General features: G+C 75.2%; 7 protein-coding genes. 1 reads left to right on the forward strand and 6 read right to left on the reverse strand.

Translation table 11 applies throughout. The features are described from left to right. Positions 1-269: 269 nt before the first annotated feature. On the reverse strand, positions 270-2,039 hold the full coding sequence (locus ACH4PY_RS17225) for an FG-GAP repeat domain-containing protein (RefSeq protein WP_398182523.1): 1,770 nt from the start codon (positions 2,037-2,039) through the stop codon (positions 270-272). 628 nt (positions 2,040-2,667) lie between these two features. Here ACH4PY_RS17225 and ACH4PY_RS17230 point away from each other — a divergent pair. Further along, positions 2,668-5,655 carry an FG-GAP-like repeat-containing protein gene (locus ACH4PY_RS17230; RefSeq protein ID WP_398182526.1) on the forward strand — a complete coding sequence of 996 codons (2,988 nt, stop codon included), beginning with the start codon at positions 2,668-2,670 and terminating at the stop codon, positions 5,653-5,655. On the opposite strand, the gene ACH4PY_RS17235 is transcribed toward ACH4PY_RS17230, so the two are convergent. From ACH4PY_RS17235 to ACH4PY_RS17255, 5 genes are read right to left on the reverse strand one after another with little or no spacing between them, the layout of a single operon-like run. Next, positions 5,652-7,499 (reverse strand): hypothetical protein, encoded by a 1,848-nt coding sequence (locus ACH4PY_RS17235; RefSeq protein ID WP_398182529.1) that lies wholly within the window; start codon positions 7,497-7,499, stop codon positions 5,652-5,654. The two genes, ACH4PY_RS17230 and ACH4PY_RS17235, sit on opposite strands and share 4 nt — an antisense overlap. Beyond that, a complete protein-coding gene (locus ACH4PY_RS17240; protein WP_398182532.1) occupies positions 7,496-11,269 on the reverse strand; it encodes a DUF5682 family protein in 3,774 nt (1,257 codons plus the stop codon). Before ACH4PY_RS17240 ends, ACH4PY_RS17235 begins: the two co-directional genes overlap by 4 nt. 3 nt (positions 11,270-11,272) lie before the next feature. Beyond that, the gene (locus ACH4PY_RS17245; protein ID WP_398182535.1) at positions 11,273-12,496 is read right to left on the reverse strand and encodes an AAA family ATPase; all 1,224 of its coding nucleotides are present in this window, start codon (positions 12,494-12,496) and stop codon (positions 11,273-11,275) included. After that, the gene (locus ACH4PY_RS17250) at positions 12,493-17,616 is read right to left on the reverse strand and encodes a hypothetical protein (RefSeq protein WP_398182538.1); all 5,124 of its coding nucleotides are present in this window, start codon (positions 17,614-17,616) and stop codon (positions 12,493-12,495) included. Before ACH4PY_RS17250 ends, ACH4PY_RS17245 begins: the two co-directional genes overlap by 4 nt. Further along, positions 17,613-18,473, reverse strand: coding sequence for a DUF4132 domain-containing protein (locus ACH4PY_RS17255; RefSeq protein WP_398182541.1), 861 nt, complete (start codon positions 18,471-18,473; stop codon positions 17,613-17,615). The genes ACH4PY_RS17250 and ACH4PY_RS17255 overlap by 4 nt, the downstream gene beginning before the upstream one ends. Positions 18,474-18,844: the final 371 nt, after the last annotated feature.

The following is an 18,844-nucleotide window of genomic DNA, read 5'->3' on the forward strand; positions in this document are numbered from 1 at the left end:
GGCCGACACCACGGGTCCGGTGTCCAGATGACGGTGGCCAGGCAGAGCCAGCCCTCGTCGGTCGGAAGGTGGGTGATGTGACGCCGCCGCGCCTGGAGGGCGGCACGGAACGCGCGGGGCGCACCGTGGCCGCGGATCGCACGGGGGCGGTGCGGAGGGTTGTAGCAGACGGCTCGGAAGACCTGCCTTGGCTGACAGGCGTCAGCCCCCGTCCGCTCGGAGCACACCCTTCCCGCAGCTCTGCGCATCATGGACGGCCCCACCCGCAATCAGAAGAGGGTGTTGTAGATGTTCCAGCCGTGTCCGGCCTGGGTGCGGGCGCGGTAGGGGGAGGTGGCTTGGCCGGTGCCCTGGTAGTACCAGAGGTTGCCGGTGGTGTCGGTGGCGAGGAGGTCGGGGTGGCCGTTGCGGGACATGTCGCCGATTCCGACGATGCGGGTGTAGATGTTCCAGCCGTTTCCGACCTGGACGCGGGCGGCGTAGGGCGCTGTGGGGTTGCCTGTTCCGCGGTAGAGCCAGAGTTTTCCGTCGTGGTCGACGGCGAGGAGGTCGGGGTGGCCGTCGCCGGTGATGTCGCCTGCTGCGGTGATGGTGGTGTAGGTGTTCCAGCCGCTGCCGACGCGGGTGCGTGCCGCGAAGGGTGCGTAGGGGTTGCCGGTTCCGCGGTAGTACCACAGGACGCCGGTGGTGTCGCGGGCGAGGAGGTCGGGGTGGCCGTCGCCGGTGATGTCGCCTGCTGCGGTGATGGTGGTGTAGGTGTTCCAGCCGCTGCCGATCCAGTTGCGCGGCGCGAAGGGGGAGGCGCTTTGGCCGGTGCCCTGGTAGTACCAGAGGTCCCCGGTGGTGTCGCGGGCGACGAGGTCGCCGGTGCCGTCGGCTTTCAGGGTTCCGAGCGGGCTGATCGCGGTGTAGGCGTTCCAGCCGCTGCCGACCCGGTATCGCGTGCTGAGGCGGCCGGGGGCGGCGGTGGGGTCGGAGGCGGCCTCGTACTGCCACAGCACTCCGGCGGTGTCGCGGCCGTAGAGGGCCGGCAGCAGGGCGCCGGGTACGGAGTCGGCGGTGAACGTGAAGGTGACGTGGTCCTCGGTGTAGGGCCTGTCGTCGTTGCCGTACGTCTGGATGAGGGCGGGCAGCGTTCCCGCCGGCAGGCCCCAGTCGGTGGTGATCCCGATGTACTCGTATGCCGCTCCGTTCACGCTCCACGGGTGTGTGGGCAGCTGGGCGCTCAGCGACCCGTCTGGGGCGGTCTTCCAGGTTACGGGGCTGAAGGTGTCGTCGTCGGCGGAGGAGCCGATGTGCAGGGCCTGGGCCAGTTGCTGGGAGGTGTAGCCGGACGCGGCGATCGAAGCGGCGGTCAGCGTCAGCCGGGTCGAGGTTCCCCCGGGTACGGGGACGCGCCCGTCGTTGGTGTACACGTAGCCGGTCGTGAGCCGGGGGTCCCCGGTCTTGATCGTGACGGTCGACATCGGGGATGCGATGCCGGCGTCCGGCGACTTCCAGTCGATCGGTCCGATGGTCGGCTCTTGGACGAAGAGGTGGCCGGTGGTGCCGAGGCCGCTGTGGGCGACGACGTTCCCGGTCGCGCCGTCGATGACCTGCGCGCTCATCTGGAAGCCTGCGGCAGGGATCGGGGCCTGGGCGGACACGTGCAGGTGCACGGTGCCGGCGGGCAGGGGCGCGCCGGGTATGCCGTTGTGGTCGCTGTCGTCCTCACCGAAGGTGAACAGCGGCAGGAGGTTGCTCGTGGTCGTCATCGGCAGCGGATTGCCCGCGTCGTCGGTGACGGTCATCCGGTTCCCCGCCGGGGCAATGAAATACACCTGGAGGTAGGCGTCGCCCGCGGTGGGCTCGGCCAGGGTGACGTCCAGGTCCCCCGTCCCGTAGAGGGGGACGGTCACGTTGCTCACGGTCACCCCGTACGAGGGCGGGGCGGCCGCCTGGGCCGCGGACGGCACGGTAGCGGCAGCTCCCGCGGCCAGCACGACGGCTGCCGCCGTCGCGACCCGGTGAGCGGACAGCTTTGACGAGATCTTCTTCACGCGTGAATCCTTATGGGGAGCAGACGGATCGAGGGGCCCGATCCCCAGGGGTGTCAGACCTGTATGCCGCAGGTGATCGGGTCGATCTCCGGGAGAAGCGATCAACCCGGAGTGTCGGCTGCCCGAAAGAGTCTGTCCGTGCCCGCGCCTGCTGGACGGAGGATCGCAGGACAGCGCCTCACCAGACGCCTTCCGCAGCTTACCGTCGTACGTCAGCGCGTACTGACAGGGGCGGCGCGCGTACGGCACGCCGCCGGTGGTGGTGCGACCCGGGTCAGAGGTGATTGCACGGAACGCTTTCCGGGGGCGTTTTCCTGGTCGTACGCGGCTGGGCCCCGGCGGAACGTCGGTGCGTGGGTTTGCGCGTTTGTAGGACTGGAGTTCGGTCCACGGTGGTAGCGTTCGTCGGCTTGTGCGCGGAGCGGTTACCGGGGTGGGGGACATGAGGGAACACGGGCAGTCGGGGCGCTTGGGGCGCAGTTGGCTGGCGGCTTTGGCGCTTACGGTGTCGGCCGCCGTGTTGACGGCGGGAGCGCCGGAGGCGGCGGGGACAGCCGCGGGCACGGACTCGCCGCAGGACAGGGTCCTGCAGCCCGTTCCGCGCTATGCGCCGACCGAGGAACAGCTGGTGGCGGCCGGGACCACCGGATTTCTCAGTTCCACGCCGGGATGGCAGCCGTACGGCTGCAACGTGGCGAACGACGTCACGTGGACCCGGTACGACGGGGGGCCGGGCGCGGCGCTGAAGGTGTCCGGCGGATCGTTCTGCGGGACGAGCGCGGTCGGCGACAGTGTGTACGTCCAGCAGCAGCTCGCGGACGGGGCGTACCGCCGCACCGAGATGAGTTCCGGGACGTCGGTGACGTACCGCATGCCTGCCGGATACCAGGACCTCGGCCTGGCCGGGGACCGCGTCGTCGCAGGGGAGCTCTCCGCGGACGGCCTCATCTATACCCGGCTCCACCTGCTGACACCGGACGGGACCGCGGGCATCGCCGCCGACGTGCCGGTGACCGGATGGCCTGCGGGGGCCGTGCTGCCGACGTCCTACGCAGCAGCCGTCGAGGCGTCGGACGGACAGCGGGGCGCGGTGTTCTTCCGGATGCCGGACGGCACCGCCCGCCTCGGCGTCGTCGATCTGAGCACGGGTGTGCTGCGCGGCACGGACGCCCCCGTACAGCTCGGGGGGCAGGTACAGATCGACGGGCAACACGTCATCTGGCTGACCGACCGGACCATCGTCCACGTGCTGTCGACGCCGGACCTGTCCGTGCCCGAGCGGCAGCTCACCCTGGAAGCGGTGTCCTCGAACGGCTACGCCGTCGCGCTGGACGGTGACGCCGTGCTCGCGGCCGGATATCGGCAGGACGACGCGGCGCCTGACCCTGTCGGTCCTGTGCTGGAGGCATACCCCCTCGACGGCGGGGAGCCGCAGGGCGTCGCGCGGGACGGCGGCGGGCAGGACATGCGTGTGGCACCGACCTTCGCGCCGGTCCCCGGTGGCGGCACGCTCGTCGTCGGCGGCGGCTCGGCGGCCAACTGGTGGGTGCAGCGCGTCGTTCCGGACGGGGCGGGCGGGTACGCGGGCGAGCACGTCGTGCAGGTCCCGGCGACCCCCGCGACTCTGGAGTCGGTCAGCGTGGCCGGCGGTGTCGTGGTGGCGGCCTACGACAACACCAACTTTCTCTCCAAGGCCGGCGGCTTCTACCGCTCCTACGCCTCCACCTCCTCGCTCGGCCTGATGAGCAACGGGTTGGGCACGTATCCGTGCGGCAACTACCGCGACTGCCTCACCCAGCAGGTCTGGGCCACCGACACCGCCGGCGTGGCCTACACCAACGGCGGCATGACGGTGGCCCAGTGGCCGGGTGGTACCGCGAGGATCGCTCCCGCGGTGGACGTGGGCGGCGTCAAGGGCGCCTTCGGCCAGTGGGTGCTTCGGACGTCCTCGCCGGGGCAGTCGCCGCAGTCGGAGGTCGACTCCCTGCCGGGGACGGACGAACCGCCGGGCAACACCGTGCAGTTGACGCAGGCGGCCGCGCCCGCCGCGCTGTGGGGCCATCTGCTGTACGCGACCGGGACGGAGCCCGGCGTGGTCACGGTGACGGACGTGCGGGCCAAGGCGCCCGCAGGGACGGTGGACGTAGGCGCCGGTTGCACACCCGATCGCCTCCAAGCGGTGGGGCACTGGTTGTGGCGCAGGTGTGCGGGGACGTCGGCGACGGTGCCGGTCGGGGTCGTCGACCTGTCGGACGGGCGTCTGATCGCACTGCCCGCAGGATCAGCGGGCGGGCAGACGATGCTGGGCGACGGCTTCGTCGTCAACCAGGACGCGGCGGGCTCGCTGCACCTGACCGACTTCCACTCGGGTACCGCCGTCGGCACGGACCTCGGCATCCACCCCCGCCAGGACGGGGTGAGCGAGCAGCGCAGCCCGTGGACCGTCGACCAGTACGGTGGCGGCCTGGTCTACCGCGCCGATGACGACACCCTGCACGTCACCCCGCTGGGCGTGCCGACATCGCCGCTGTCCGCCCCCGACAGTTCCGTGAGCGGCAGCTACGACCGCAACGGCGCGTCCTACTGGCGTCCCGTCTGGTGGCTGTCCAAGCCCGCCGCTTCCTGGCAGCTCACCGTCTCGGACTCGTTCGGGCGCGCCGTGCGCACCTTTTCCGGCGGGCCGACCGACGGCGCGAAGATCGCCGTGACGTGGAACGGCACGACGGATCTCACCGGCGTGAGCGTGCCCCCCGGCGCGTACACCTGGAAGCTGACCGCCCAGCCGGCGGACGGGCAGGGACCGGCGGTGACACTGGGCGGGAGCGTCGCCGTCTCCGGCGGGCCCGACGGCCCTTACACGGTGTTCTACGGCCGCGACAGCACCGGCTGTCTGCGGGCGTTCACGGGCACCGGGAGTGTCGACGGATACCCCTTCCAGGCCCCGCGCGTCGTGGGATACGGGTGGGGGCAGTACACCGCTATGGCGTCCCTGGCCGGCCAGACGACGGCCGACACCGGCGACCTCGTGGCACGGGACGCCTCCGGCGTGCTCTGGTACTACGAGGGCACCGGAAACGTCACCGCCCCCTTCAAGGCCCGCACCAAGGTCGGCACCGGTTGGAACGCCTACGGTCAGCTCGTCGGGGCGGGGGACCTGACCGGGGACGGTCGGCCGGATCTGGTGGCGCGGGATGCCTCGGGTGCGCTGTGGCTGTACCGGGGCACGGGCAGCTCGACGGCTCCCTTCGCGGCCAGGACGCGGATCGGTGCCGGCTGGGACGCCTACGGTCAGCTCGTCGGTACGGGGGACCTGACCGGGGACGGTCGGTCGGATCTGGTGGCGCGGGATGCCTCGGGTGTGCTGTGGCTGTACCGGGGCACGGGCAGCTCGACGGCTCCCTTCGCGGCCAGGACGCGGATCGGTGCCGGTTGGAACGCCTACGACCTGCTGCTGCGGGCCGGCAACTGGGACGGTGACCATCCCGACCTCATCGCCCGCGACCCCGCCGGCCATCTGTGGTTCTACTCCGGCACAGGCATCGCCTCCCAGCCTTTCGCTCCCCGTGTCGAGATGAAGCAGACCGCCGGCTGGGACGCCTACAACCCGCTGCTCTAGCCCGCGGACGGCGGCCGCTCAGCCGGTGACCACGAGGGCTTCGGGGCGTCCGAGGTGGGCGGCTCCTCGTGGGGTGGCTTCCAGGCTGCCGCGCACAGGGACTCGGTCACCGCCGTCGTGTAGCGGGCGGCGGTGAGCCAGTAGGTGGCGAAGGTGTCGGTGTCGGCGGGGAGGAGGCGGCCGAAGGGGTCGCGGTCGCGTTGGGACGCCGAGGTGCACAAGGTGGTGAGGAGTGCTGCTGCCGTGGGGAGGCCCGCGCGGCGGAGGCGGGTGGTCTCGGGGGTGACGTCGGCGAGCATGCCGAGGGCGGCGCGGCCTGCCAGGACCGTCTGTTCGACCCGGCGCTCCAGGAGGTACAGGGGTGAGTGCGCGCCGGGCTCCTCGTGCCGGGGCGGGGCGGGGTGCACGGGGGCGGCCGGGTCCGGGAGGTCGGCGCGGCTCAGGCGGTCGAGGCCGAGGTCGATCGTGCCCTCGCCGGTGGGGTGGGAGCAGGCGAGGAGGGCGAGCCGGGGGTGGGGGGCGGGCAGCAGGCGGCCGATGATCCTCAGCCGTGTGCCCGGCGCCGTGGCCAGCAGTGTCAGGTTGTCGCGGTGGGCCAGCGCGGGGTCGTCGTCGGCGGCGGTGAGCCGGACGGGGATGCCTCCCGCGCCCAGTGCGAGCAGGCAGGTGCTGCCCGGCTCCCGTACGGCGCCGAGGAGTTCGACGTCCAGGAAGAGCAGGTCGCTGCCGCTGCCGTCCGGGCCCGCGTGGTCTGTGTGGTCCGCGTGGCGGGAGGCGGACCGCAGGGCGCGGGCGGCCTGTTCGGACGGTGGCGTCTGCCACAGGGCGGCGAGCGGCGGCTCCGTCCACGCCGCGCCCCGGGCGGTGACGGCCTTGACGCCCTTGCCCGCGCCGAGTCTGCCGTCCGGGGAGACCGTCGCCCCCGAGACCGCCAGTCCGGCCCGGCCCAGCTCCCGGTGGGTGAGCGCGCTGTCCCCGAGGCGTACGGCCCGGTCGGCCACGCCGAGGGCGCGCCCGACGCCGCCGGGCGCCACGTCGTCCACCGTGCAGAGGCGGCCGTCGGTTGCGGCGACCCAGGTGCGGACGCCGCCGTGCCCCGAGTCGGTGACCACGGGTTCGGTGAACAGGCCGTACAGGCGCAGTGAGCCGTCCGGGCGGTACGGGCGGCGCGCGCGGCCCTTGACGGCGGCCAGCTCCGCCCCGGACGCCGTGCCCACCCGGCGTGCGGTGCCCAGCAGTTCGGTCAGGGCGGTGACCAGGTCGGCGGTGCGGTAGGACGGGGTCCCGGCGCGGGCCGCGCGCAGCAGTGTGACGACGGACAGCGCGGCGCCCGCGGCGCGCGGCAGGTGCCGGAGCCGGGCGGTGTGCGCGGCCCGGAGGAGGGCCGACTGGGTGACGGCGCCGGCCCCGCCGACACCTGCCTCCAGCACGGCGGTGCCCGCCGACCACAGGGCGTCGGCCGCGGCACGCTGGGCCGGGTCGGCCACTTCGGGTGGGGAGGCAGAAGCGGGGGCCGTGGCCGGGGCGGGTTCGGGCACGGCTTCCGGTGCCGGTTCGGCCATCGGCGCGGCGCAGGCGGCGGCCGCGCGGTGCACGCACGCCGGGGCGAGGAGGCAACCGCAGGTGATGGCGTCCGCCGTCGCCACCACGCCGCCCGGGGCGTGCAGGCGCAGCTCCGTCTCCTCGTCGAGCGCGATCGTCACCGTGTCCCCGGCGCGGTGCGTCGGGAGGGCGCCGAGCTTGGTGACGGTCGCGTCCAGCCGCTTGCGCAGCCGGGGCGAGAGGTCCTCCACCAATGTGGCTGTGACCTCCGGTGCGACAGGCGGCAACTGGGCGGCGGTCACGCGGTCTTCTCCCCTATCCAGCGGGCCAGTTCGAGTGGGCTGAGCGCCGCCACGGGCATGCCGGCGGCCACGAGCTGCCCGGCGACGCCCGTCGAGTAGCGGGGGCGGCCGGCGTCGTCGAGGCTCGCGCACCCGAGGACGTGGCAGCCGGTGTTCACCAGGGCCCGCACTTCGGCCAGCAGTCCGCCGAGCGGTGCGCCTTCCTCGAAGTCGCTGACGACGACCACGAGGGTGCGGGCGGGCACCGCGATCAGGTCGCGGGCGTGCCGCAGCCCGGCGGCGATGTGCGTGCCCCCGCCGACGCTCACCTCCAGCAGGAGGGAGAGGGGATCGTGCACATGGCCGGTGAGGTCGACGACCTCCGTGGAGAAGGCCAGGAAATGCGTGCTCAGGGTCGGCACACCGGCGAGCACGGAGGCGGTCAGCGCCGACCAGATCGTGGACGCCTCCATGGATCCGGAGACATCGGTGACCAGGATCAGGCGCCAGTCGGCCGACCGGCGGACGCGGCTGCGGAAGACCGGCTTGTCGGGGACCACCTGGACCGTCCCGTCGGCCGTCCGGCGGGCGGTGGCCAGGTTGGCGCGCAGCGTGCGCGGCAGGTCCAGCCGGCCGCCGGGGCGTCGGGTGGGCCGGCCCGACACCGTGCCGGTGAGGGCGGGGCGCAGCCGGGTGGCCAGCTGCCGGGTCAGCTCGTCGACCAGGCGGCGGACCAGGGGCCGCAGCGCCGCGAGGCGGGCTTCGGGGAGGCCGCCTGCGTACTGCAGGATCGTCCGGAGCAGTTCCACGGAGGGGGTGGCGGCCGCCGGGTCGACCTCGGCGAGGACGTCCTGCCGGCCTGTCGCGGCCGCGGCGGCGAGCACCTCCTCGCGGATACCGGGGCCGAACAGCGCGGCCAGTTCCTCGGACCACTCGCGGACGCCGGGGAACGACGGTTCCCGGCCGCCGCGCGGTCCGGAGCCGCCGCCGAAGCCGGGCGGGCCGCTGTGCGACCCCTCGCCGTGGCCCGTGCCGTACAGCTCGTCCAGCGCGGTCGCCAGACGGGCCGCACCGGACGGCAGCCGGTCGTGACGGCGGCCGAGCACGAGCCGCCACCGGTCGGCGGGCCCGAGGGTCCGCGCGGCAGCGGGTGCGGCGAGGGGACGCGTGTCGGCGGCGTGGCCGGACGGCGGCGGGAGCCGGTCGTCGTGCGCGGGCGGCGGGACGGGCAGGCCGAGTCCGGTCAGCAGCTCACGGGCCGCGAGGTCGGCGGCCGTCCGGCGGGCCAGCTCCGCCGGGTCGTCCCCGCCGAGGGTGCCGACCTGTTCGCCGAGCCGTTCCTCGACGGTGTCCAGCAGCCGGTCCCGGGCCGCCGGGCTCAGGGTGTCGAAGCCACCGCGGAGGGCCGGCAGCCGGGCCAGGAACGCGGTGTCGTCCAGCTCGACGACCCGGTCCAGCAAGGGGTCCAGGGCGCCGACGCCGACGGTCAGCAGCGGGCCCGCGACCGTCAGGACACCCGTGAGGCGGGCGGTGAGCGCGGCCCGGGAGCCGCTGTCCACGGCTCCGTCCACCCAGGAGGCGACGCGCACCCCGAAGGTGTCGGCCTCCTCGTGGCCCGTGAGCACCCTGACCGCTCCGGCGGCCGCGGCGATCAGCGGGGTGCCGTCGGCAGCCAGCCGGGCGAGGGCGTCGGTGAGCCGGATGCCGCCCACCCGGTCGGCACGCTGGGCCAGTTCGAGCAGCGCTCGGGCGTCCTCGGGCTCCTCGGATCCGGTCAGGCCGTCGACCTGGCGGACAGCCGCCGAGGTCAGGAGTTCGGCCGCGCGGGCGGTGCGGACGGCACGGGCGGAGGTGGTGGCTTCCGGGGCAGTGGCCGAGGCGGTGGCTTCCGGGTCCGGGGCGGTGGCGGTGGTGTCCGGGGCCGAGGGGCCGTCGGGACCGGCCAGGCCCGGCAGGTGGCCGGCGTCGATACGGTCCAGCAGGTCGAGCCCGGCCAGGAGTTCGGGGAGCGTGCCGCTCGCGGGAAGCACGGCCGCCAGTTCGGTCAGCCGCTCGTCGGCAAGGGCGGGAAGCCCGCACGCGGCGGCCTCCGTGAGGCCGCCGATGACCTGGGCGGCCGTCGGGCCGCCGTCCGCGCGCTCGGCCGCGTGCCGCTGCCGCAGCACGCCCTCGGCCGCCTGGGCGGGGGTGACGCCGCGGGCCCCGGCCGCGGTGAGCGTCGCGGCCGTCGCCGGGGTCCACCGCACCTGCCAGCGCGTCGTCAGTCCTTCCGTGCCCGCCGCGCCGGTCACCCCCTGCTCCTGCGCGTACCGGATGCCGCACACCGTCAGCCTGCGCAGCAGCAGGTCGCGGCGCCGGTCCAGGGCGGAGCGCGCCGGGTCGAGCCGGAGGTCGCGCGGTGTCCTCTCGTGCGTGTCCTGCGGGCCCGGGAGGGAGAGCTCCGCGGCCTCGGCCTCGACGGCGGGGCCCAGGCCGCTGCGAGGAGCGTCGCGCGCGGGCCGTCCGGTGCGGGCTCCGACGAGGACGCGTTCGAGGGCCCGCGCGACCGCGCGGCCCGTGCCGTAGGTCTCGCCGCGCCCCAGCACCGTCTGCACGGCTTCCTGGAGTTCGCCGCGGCCAGGGGCGGGCAGGCCGCGCAGGCGGGCCAGGTCACCGGCCACCCGGACGACCTCCCGGCTGTCCGCCGGGCCGTAGGGGTGGCCCTGTTCGCGCAGGTCGGCACAGATGCGGACCGCGGTGCGGACCAGCGCCTCGTGCAGCGCGGCCGGGTCCCCGGCCGCGTCCAGGACCGTGTGCTGCCACTCCGGATCCCGGATGCCGGCCGGGTAGCCGGAGCGTGAGTCGAGCAACGGGTACGCGTACGGAATCAGGGAGACCGTGCACGCCGCCGGGCCGGCGGTGTCGTCCACGCCCGGCCCGTCGGCGCCAGAAGCGCCCCCGGCGTCCCCGGCGGCCGACGGCAGCAGCGCCGGAGCGTGGAAGGCCCCCACCACCACGGCGGGCCGCCGCCCGCCCGCGAGGGCCTCGGCGACATGTCCGCGCATCCAGGCCTCGCGCACCAGGTCCGTCCCCTGCACCCCGCCCCGCGCCTCGGCCTCGCGGCGCAGCGCCCAGCCGGTGAGCAGGGCGGCGCGGCGCAGCGCCTCGGGTGCCGAGCCGGGCGCGAGTGCCTCGACCAGCCGGTCCCACAGGTCGTCGCCGTCCCGGCCGGTGAGCCGGGACCGCAGCGCGGCGGACAGCCCGTGCCCTTCCTCCGGCAGGGGTGCGGGGTCGGTGCCCGGGGCGGGGGCGTCCGGGCCGACGCCCGCCCACGCCCGGTCGGCCAGCGGCAGATCGCAGGCCACCGCCGGAACCCCGTTCCTCGCCGCCCAGCGCAGGGCGACCAGTTCGGGCGAGAAGTCCGCGAACGGGTAGAAGGCCGGACCCCGTTCGTCCGCCGGGCCAAAACCCGACCCGTGGGCGGGTACGGCGGCCAGCGCCACCGGGGCCTGCGTCTCCTCGTGGGCGAGCCAGCCCAGCCAGGGCTGGAACTCGGCGGGGAGTTCGACGAGGAGGACGTCGGGGGCCGCCGCGTCCAGCAGCGCAGGGAGGGCGGCTGCCAGCGAGGGCGCGTGGTGGCGTACCCCGATCAGGAACGGCATCCCGGGTCCGGCCGCCGCGAGGGCCGCCACCGCGGTTTCCGGGGCGGCGGGCCCGGCCGCCGGGCCCCGCGCCGGGGGAACGGCGGGTGCACCGGCGGCGGATGACACCTCGGCGGCGTCCTGCGGCCCGGGGGTGGTGGACTGGCTCATCCGTCAGTTCTCCAGCACCGCGCGCAGGTCCCACAGGGCACGCCAGGTGGCCGACCCCTGCTCCGCGCGCCTGCGCACCGGCCCGTCCCAGTACCCCAGCAGCCGTGCCGCGTCGGCGGGGTCGTCCTTCCGGACGACGCCGAGCAGATGGCCGGGCAGCAGGGAGAGCACGTCCCGGTCGCCGGGGAAGTACGCGGCGGCCAGGCCGAGCGCGCCCGCGACGGAGACGGCCTCCGCGGTGCTCATCACCGTGGAGGAGCGTTCGACCTCCCAGCCCTCCGCGGAGCGGCCCTGGCGCAGATCCCGGAAGACGGTGACGAGGACGTCGAGCACCGCGTCGTCCACCTGGTAGGCGGCGCCCGCGCGTTCGACGGCGGCCCGCGACTGGCGCCGGACGAGCGCGGTCTCGGCGTCCACGTCCCCGATGGGGCCCACGGTCTCGAAGTTGAAGCGCCGCTTCAGCGCCGCGGACATCTCCGAGACGCCCTTGTCCCGCAGGTTGGCGGTGGCGATGAGGGTGAACCCGGGGGCCGCGTGCACCTGGGCGCCCTCGCTGCCGGCGAGTTCGGGGACCGCGATCCGCCGCTCGGAGAGCAGCGACACCAGGGCGTCCTGGACCTCCGGCAGGCAGCGGGTGACCTCCTCGACGCGGGCTACGGCCCCCCGGGTCATGGCGGCCAGCACGGGGGAGGGCACCAGGGCCTGCTCGGTGGGGCCCTGGGCGAGCAGCAGCGCGTAGTTCCAGCCGTACTTGAGCTGGTCCTCGGTCGTGCCCGCGGTGCCCTGCACGGTGAGCGCGCTGGTCCCGCAGACGGCGGCCGACAGCAGTTCGGAGAGCATGGACTTGGCGGTGCCGGGTTCGCCCACGAGGAGCAGCCCGCGCTCTCCGGCGAGGGTGACCACACACCGTTCGACCAGGGCGCGCTCGCCGACGAACTTCTGCTCGATCACCAGGCGGCGCGGCACCCCGGCCCCGGGCCGGGCGTCCTTCGGCAGGCCCAGGGCCTCGCCCGCGCTGCCCATGACGAAGGTGACCACGGCGCGCGGGGTGAGCAGCCAGCCGGGCGGGCGGGGCCCGGGGTCGTGGGCGGCGAGGAAGGCCAGCTCGGTGGCGTACCGGTCCTCGGGCGGGGTGACCTGGCGGTGCTGCGGGCCGGAGGCCGCCGCCCGGTCCGGGGCGCCGCCCGGGACGGCACTGTCGGTGAGGGGCGTGGTGTCGGTCGTCATCGGCGGCGGCCCTTCCGGGGTGCGCGGGTGTCCAGCTCTTCGAAGGCGGGGGCGTCGCCGCCGCGCACCCGTGCCCAGGCGGCTGCGAACAGCGCGGGGACGGGCAGGTCGGGCAGGATCCGGGCGGACCCGGCCACGGGGTGGAGGCGTTCCTTCCAGGTCTCCAGCGGCAGCCCGGGGGCGCCGCGTTCGAGCCAGCCGCAAGGGAGGAACAGGGTGCGGCCGGCGCGGGAGCGCTTCGCCTCCACGACGAGGCCGGACGCGGCGAGTTCCGCCCGGGCCTTCTTGACCCGGACCGGCTTCCACTCGGTCCAGCGCACGCAGTTGCGGTCCGTCGGGTCGGGCAGGGCGAGCAGCATCAGGTAGAGGGCGGCGGCGTCCGCGCTCAGGCCGAGGGCGTCGACGGCCTCGGCCAGCAGGTCCGGCACCGTACGGGCCGGGTCCTGGGCGGGGTGGTGCGGGGAGCCGTCCGGGGCACCGGCCGTGGCCAGCGCGTCGATGCCGTCGCCCAGCAGGGTGCGCAGGGCGAGCAGGTCGCCGGTGTAGTGCGGGCCGACCGTGCCCTCGACGAGGCCGAACGCCGGGTCGTCGGGGCCTGCCAGTCCGGCCGGGCGTATCAGCAGCTTCTCGTTGCTGCCGTGGCCGGGCGCGAGGAGCAGCGCCGCACCGGCCCGGACCAGGCCGTCGGCCTCGGCGCCGCCGGTCTCGGGGAGGCCGTGGGCGGCGCGGACGGCACGGCCGACCGACTCCCCCGACCCGGTCCACTCCAGGCCCAGATCCAGCAGCAGGTCCGGGTCGGCGAGGCGGCCACGCAGGGCCGCGAGGCCGACGGGCAGCTCCGCTCGCAGGGGGTGCCGGTACGGCAGCGTGTAGGCGAGGGTGCGCAGGGCGGTCAGGGCCGAGGACACCGCACCGTGGGCGTCCACCAGGCGCAGGCCCGTACGGCCGGTGCCGTCCTGGACGGCGGTGCCGTGGGCGAGCCAGGCCCGGGAGCGCGCGTTGAGGATCAGGTCGACGGCGCCCGGGGCGGAGCCCGACAGGTCGAGGTCCAGTTCCTCGGGGACGCGGACGAGGCGGGCCAGGCGCTGCTGCCAGACCTCGGCGGCGGCCCGGACGTCGGGGCCCGTGGACCACAGCTCGGCCGGGTCGGCGGGCAGCAGTGCCCGGAGCAGGGCGTGCCGGTCGTTGCGGGGCAGGGCGTTCAGCCGGGCCTGGGCCGCCACGAAGGCACGCGGCTTCAGCCCGAGCAGCGCGAGCGCCTCGGCGCCGGGCTCCTCGACGGCCGCCGACAGCAGGGCGGCGGACTGGAGGGGGCCGATCGAGGTGGCCGTGTGGAACGCCTCGGCGGCCTCCGGACGCCAGGGTGCCGGGCCCTGCTCCCGTACCAGGGCGGTGAGCCGGGTGAGCCGGTCGGGGGCGATGCCCTTCCGGTGGAGGTGCTCGTGCTCCAGGGCGAAGCCCGGAACGGGGCCGAAGGCGCCGGTCGGGTCGTGGTCCAGGGCGAGCCAATGTGCGGCGTCGTACCGGGAGTTCCAGCCGCGGTCGGCGATGACCACGACGGTACGGGCGCCCCTGCGCAGCACCTGGCCGAGGCGGGGTACGGCCTTGTGGCGTCCCGGCCCGGAAGCCCCCGCGCTGAACGGCTCGACGAGCTCCACCTGCCGGACCGTGCCCGCGGGGTCGGCGAGCGGGCCCGCGGCGAGGGCTTCCAGCAGTACGAGGAGCCCGGCGCGGTGCTCGGGGGAGGTGGTCGCGGACGCCGCCCGGTAGGCCAGTTCGGGCAGCGTGTCGAGGAGGGAGGTCCAGGACAGGGCGTCGCCGGGCACGGTGTGCTCGTCCCGCTGCCAGCCGTCGGCGGGGGTGAACGGGGCCCCGGACGGCGTGGGCGGGCCGAACGCCGGTTCGCCGCCGAGGACATGGTTGACGGCGAGGATCTGCCGGACCACGGTCCACCGGCCCTCGGATCCCCACCAGTTGCCGTGCATGCGCTCGGAGCCCCAGGCGGAGGCGTTCCGCAGGGTCGTGTCGTCGCCGTGCTCGGGCTCGTGGTCGAAGAACATGCCCTTGGTGCGCGCGGTGTTCCGGGGAGTGGCCGGTTGTGCGGGCTCGGGCGGTTCCAGATACCGCGCCGCCTCGGCAGCCCGGTCCACCGCGTTGCGGACGAGCGCGGTGACGCCCGCGAGGAGCCGTGCGTCGGACACCTCGGGCAGCACCCGGGCGACGGCCTCCTGGCTCAGCTCCTGTGACGAGGGCCCGGTGTACTCCTTGACGGCCCGGAACGCCTTCAGGTGCTGGGCGACCGCCGCGGCGACCTCCTTGAACAGTTCCCCCGCCCGGGAGTCCGTCAGCGCCCGCAGGGCGGAGGATCCCCGCTCGTCCCGCGGGCGCAGGGCGTGCCAGTAGGCGACTGGAGGCACGTAGGGCGTGCCCGCCGCGTCCTTCCCGCCGGAGGGGCCGGGGAGGACGGACCACAGGCCGCCACCGGTGCCGTCGGTGTCCGCCGGGCGCGCTTCGATGCGGCCGTGGCGCAAGGTGATGACCGGCCGTGATCCGCCGGGCAGGGTGAGGGCGCCGAGCGGCACCGCGGAGCCGCCGCCGGGCAGCGGGTCCGGCAGGGTGACCGTGTGGCCGTCGGGGGTGCCGACCGAGATCCGGTGCCCGTCGGCAGGGGCTGCCGTGCCCGGCTCGGCGACCGTGCGGCGGACCCAGCGGCCGAGGACCGCGCCGTCCGTGCCGAACGGGGTGGTCTCCAGGCCGGGTTGCAGGGGCAGTACCTGGCAGTCCTCGGTGAGCAGGCGGGTGCCGTCCTGCACCGCGGAGCGCAGGAAGGCGGGGAGGGACGCGCGGCCGTGCGTGCCGCTGACCGGGTCGTACTCCAGCCACACCGCTTGCGTGCCCTGGTGGCCCTCCCGCCAGTGACCGGTGCCGTCGGAGATGACGGCGCGCTGGGGCGGCAGGGAGGTGTCGCCCGCGTGCAGGGCCTTGCCGCCGGTGGCGCGGCCGCCGGCGGGCAGCGGCAGGCAGACCTCGTCCGAGGCGCCGGAGCCGCCCCACCGGGAGATCTGCTCGCCGCCGACGGTGAACACCTCGGCGGGGCGGTGCGACCAGTAGCCGCGCTGCGTCCCTTCCTCCCACCAGATCACCAGCAACTCGCCGTCGACGTAACGGAAGGCGAGCGGCCGCCAGGGGTCGACGGCGGGGGGCACCCGCAGGGTGTGCTGCAGCAGAACGCCTTCCGGGCCGACGACGACGGCCCGTTCGGAAGTGTTCAGGATCAGGGCGGGCCAGGCACCGGTGACACCGACACCCTCCGACCTGTTGTGCCGCTGACGCGCGGCAGCGGCTTCGGCGGCCAGTTCGGCGTAGGTCTCGTCGAGTGCGGGCCAGCCCAGTTCGTCGAGGACCCCGGTACGCAGGGTGGCGGCGAGCAGCGGCACGACATCGTGGCTCTTGAGGAGCCGTACGGCCTCGGGGGCGACGTCCGCGGCCACGGCGCGGAACCCCGCGATCTTGTGGAGAGCGGTGTACAGCTCGGGGAGCCCGCGCGCGGCCGCGTACTCCTCGGCGCCGGCGGTCAGCCACTCCCGCAGGATGCCGGAGAGCACCGGGTGCGCCGCGAGCTTCGCCGGCACACCGTCGCCCGGCTGCTGGTGACGCTCGCCGAGGCTGCCGACGTTCTGCCGCAGAAGGGCGCGGAAGAGGGGCTGTTCGGCGACGGCGGCGAGATCCCGCGCGCCCGGCGCGGTGTCGGTGAGCCACGGGCCGACCTGGACGGCGGACCACGCGCGGCTCATGGCCTCGTCGTCCGGCTCGGCGACGGGGACGCCGCAGGCCAGGACGAGGTCGAGAAGGTCCAGGTCGGCGTTGCGCTGCCAGCGGCCCTGGAACAGCTCGACGGGGTGTCCGTCGGCGCGCAGCCGGTCGGCCATCCGTGCGGCCAGGTCGAGGGTCTGCGGGCTGCGGCCCGGGGTGACCCGGTGGCGCCGGCGGTGTGCCTCCCAGCGGGCGATCCAGTCCGCCGGGGAGACGGACGGGGCGCGGGGAACGCCGTCGGTGGTGTCCGGGAGAGCGGTCAGCAGGTCCTCGGCGCCGGACTCGGCCAGGAACGCCAGCCATGCCGGTTCGCCGTCCGCGTCCCGGCCGCTCTCGCTGAACGTCTCCGGGAAGAACCCGAGGAGCCGGACCCGTACGGCCGCGTCCCGCCGGGCGAGGGCGAGGAGCGCGGAGCGGTAGGCCGCCCAGAACGAGGCGGGGGCCCGGACGACCCCCGGGGAACCGATCAGATCGGCCACCAGCTCGTGTTCGGCGGCCTCGCGGTCCAGCCCCGCGGCCTTGACCAGCGCGCGCACGTCCTGCGGCAGCGCCGCGTACGGCGGCATGCCCGCCGCGCAGCGCTCCACCAGCAGACGGCGGAACTGCACCCAGGCGTCCGCCGGTGCCAGCCGGGCCGCCAGGTCCCGCACGTACTGCCGCAGCGCCTTGACCGTCAGCGCGCCGGCGAAGGCGAACTCCAGGAAGACGGCCCGCTGCCGGTCCTCGTCCACGACCAGCCCGTGCACCCGCTCGGCCTCGCGGGCCTTGCCGAAGAAGGAGGCGGCGTAGGCGGTGTTCTCGGCCTGGAGGAACAGACGCGCCACCTGCTCGTAGTAGGTGGGGAGGAAGTGGGGCACGGCCCGGCCCAGCCGGGTGCCGAGCGCGTCGAAGCCCTCCTTGGCCGCTCCGGCACGGGTCCTGGCCTGCCGTCCCAGCCGCTCGATGTCCTTGACCAGGGCCAGGGCGTGGTGCCCGTTGGCCGGGTCGTTGACCAGCGCCCAGGCCGGGAAGCCCAGCGTCTCGCGGCGCACCTGGCCCACGACGGGGGCCTCGGCCGTCCGGGCCAGCCCGAGGAACTCCAGGGCCAGGTCCTCGGCCTCGCCGAGAGTGCCGGGTACGAGCCGGACCACGGGGCGGTCGCCCAGGGCGGTGTGCGCGTACGTGCGGGCGGTCAGCGCGTCGGCGTCGTCCCGGTCGGTGGCGCCGACCGGGAGGATCGCGCCCACGTCCAGCAGGGCCGCCGCGCGCGCCGCCGCCGTGGTCGCAGGGGTGTTCGTCGTCGTGGTGTCCGTCGTCGTGGTGCTCATGCCGCCCGCTCCTCGTCCGCCACGTCGCGGCCGGCGTAGAGCGCCGCCGCCATGCGCATGCCCTCGGACCACGCGACGGGGCCGACCTCGGCGGCCGTCAGCGCGCGCCCCGCGGGGTCGGTCCAGCCCAGGGGGCCCGTCTCGGTGCCGTACGCGTCGTACCCGTCGTGCTCGCCGATCCAGATGCGCGCCTCGGCGGTGGCGCAGTCCTCGACGACCGGGCAGACCGCGTATCCGCCGCGCGACCGGTACCCGAGCTGGGTCACCCGGCCGTGCAGGAAGCGCAGCTCCTTGAAGACGCCGCCGGCGTAGGTGGTCACGGAGGTGGTGTCCGGGGCGAGGCCCGGCGGGCGGCGCCACACCTCGCGGAACAACTGCTCCACGTTCTGCCGCACCTCCAGCTCGACCGCGAACTCCCGCAGTTCGTCGAGGTCTTCGAGCAGGACGGGGTGGGGCACGCTGACGACGTCCGGGGTGATGCGGACCGTGTCCCCGTCCAGATCGACGAGGCCGAGACCGCGGTCGGGATCGACGTCGCGCAGGAACCCGGCGACCCCGCCGTCCGCGCCGGTGACGACCACGTCCCGCAGGGCCGCCTGCCACGCCGGGTCGGGCCAGACCCGGGCGAGCACGGCCGTGGGGACGGGCAGCGAACGCACCATCCACTGCTCGACGTCGGCCAGGCACCGGCGTTCGTGCCGCTCCAGCCACTCGGTCAACTGCCGGAGCCCGACGACCGCCGGGTCGTCCTTCAAACCGGCCGGAACCGACTTCAGCCGCCGGCCCTTCCCGTTGCGGCAGACCACCCTGCCCGCCTCCAAGGCGACTTCGTAGCCGCCCGCCGGAACCCACCCCATGCGCTGCTCTCCCGTTGTTCCGGACGGCCGCCGAACCGGCGGCACGCCGATGAAACCCGCCGACGGCAACGCACCGTGACGAGTGGGAGAGACTCTAGGCGCCGCCTGTGACAACGGGTCCTGGCTGCCACGGGACCTGTCGGCGCAACCGGCGGAACGCCGGGCGAATACGCCCGCCGGGAAGCCCGCTCCGGGGACGTCGCGGCCGGTGGCCGGTGGACTGCGGTGCGCGAGGTGTCCGGTGGCGGCGGCCCCCGCCGGTCGTTCCCGTCGAACGTCAGGACGCGCTGGAAGGCGCCCCCTCCGCGCCTTCCAGCGCGTTGTCGACGGCTGGGCGCTCGGGTCGCCGGTGAGGGCGGGGGTTCGAGGTG

Source organism: Streptomyces sp. NPDC021224, from assembly GCF_044332905.1.
GTDB lineage: Bacteria > Actinomycetota > Actinomycetes > Streptomycetales > Streptomycetaceae > Actinacidiphila.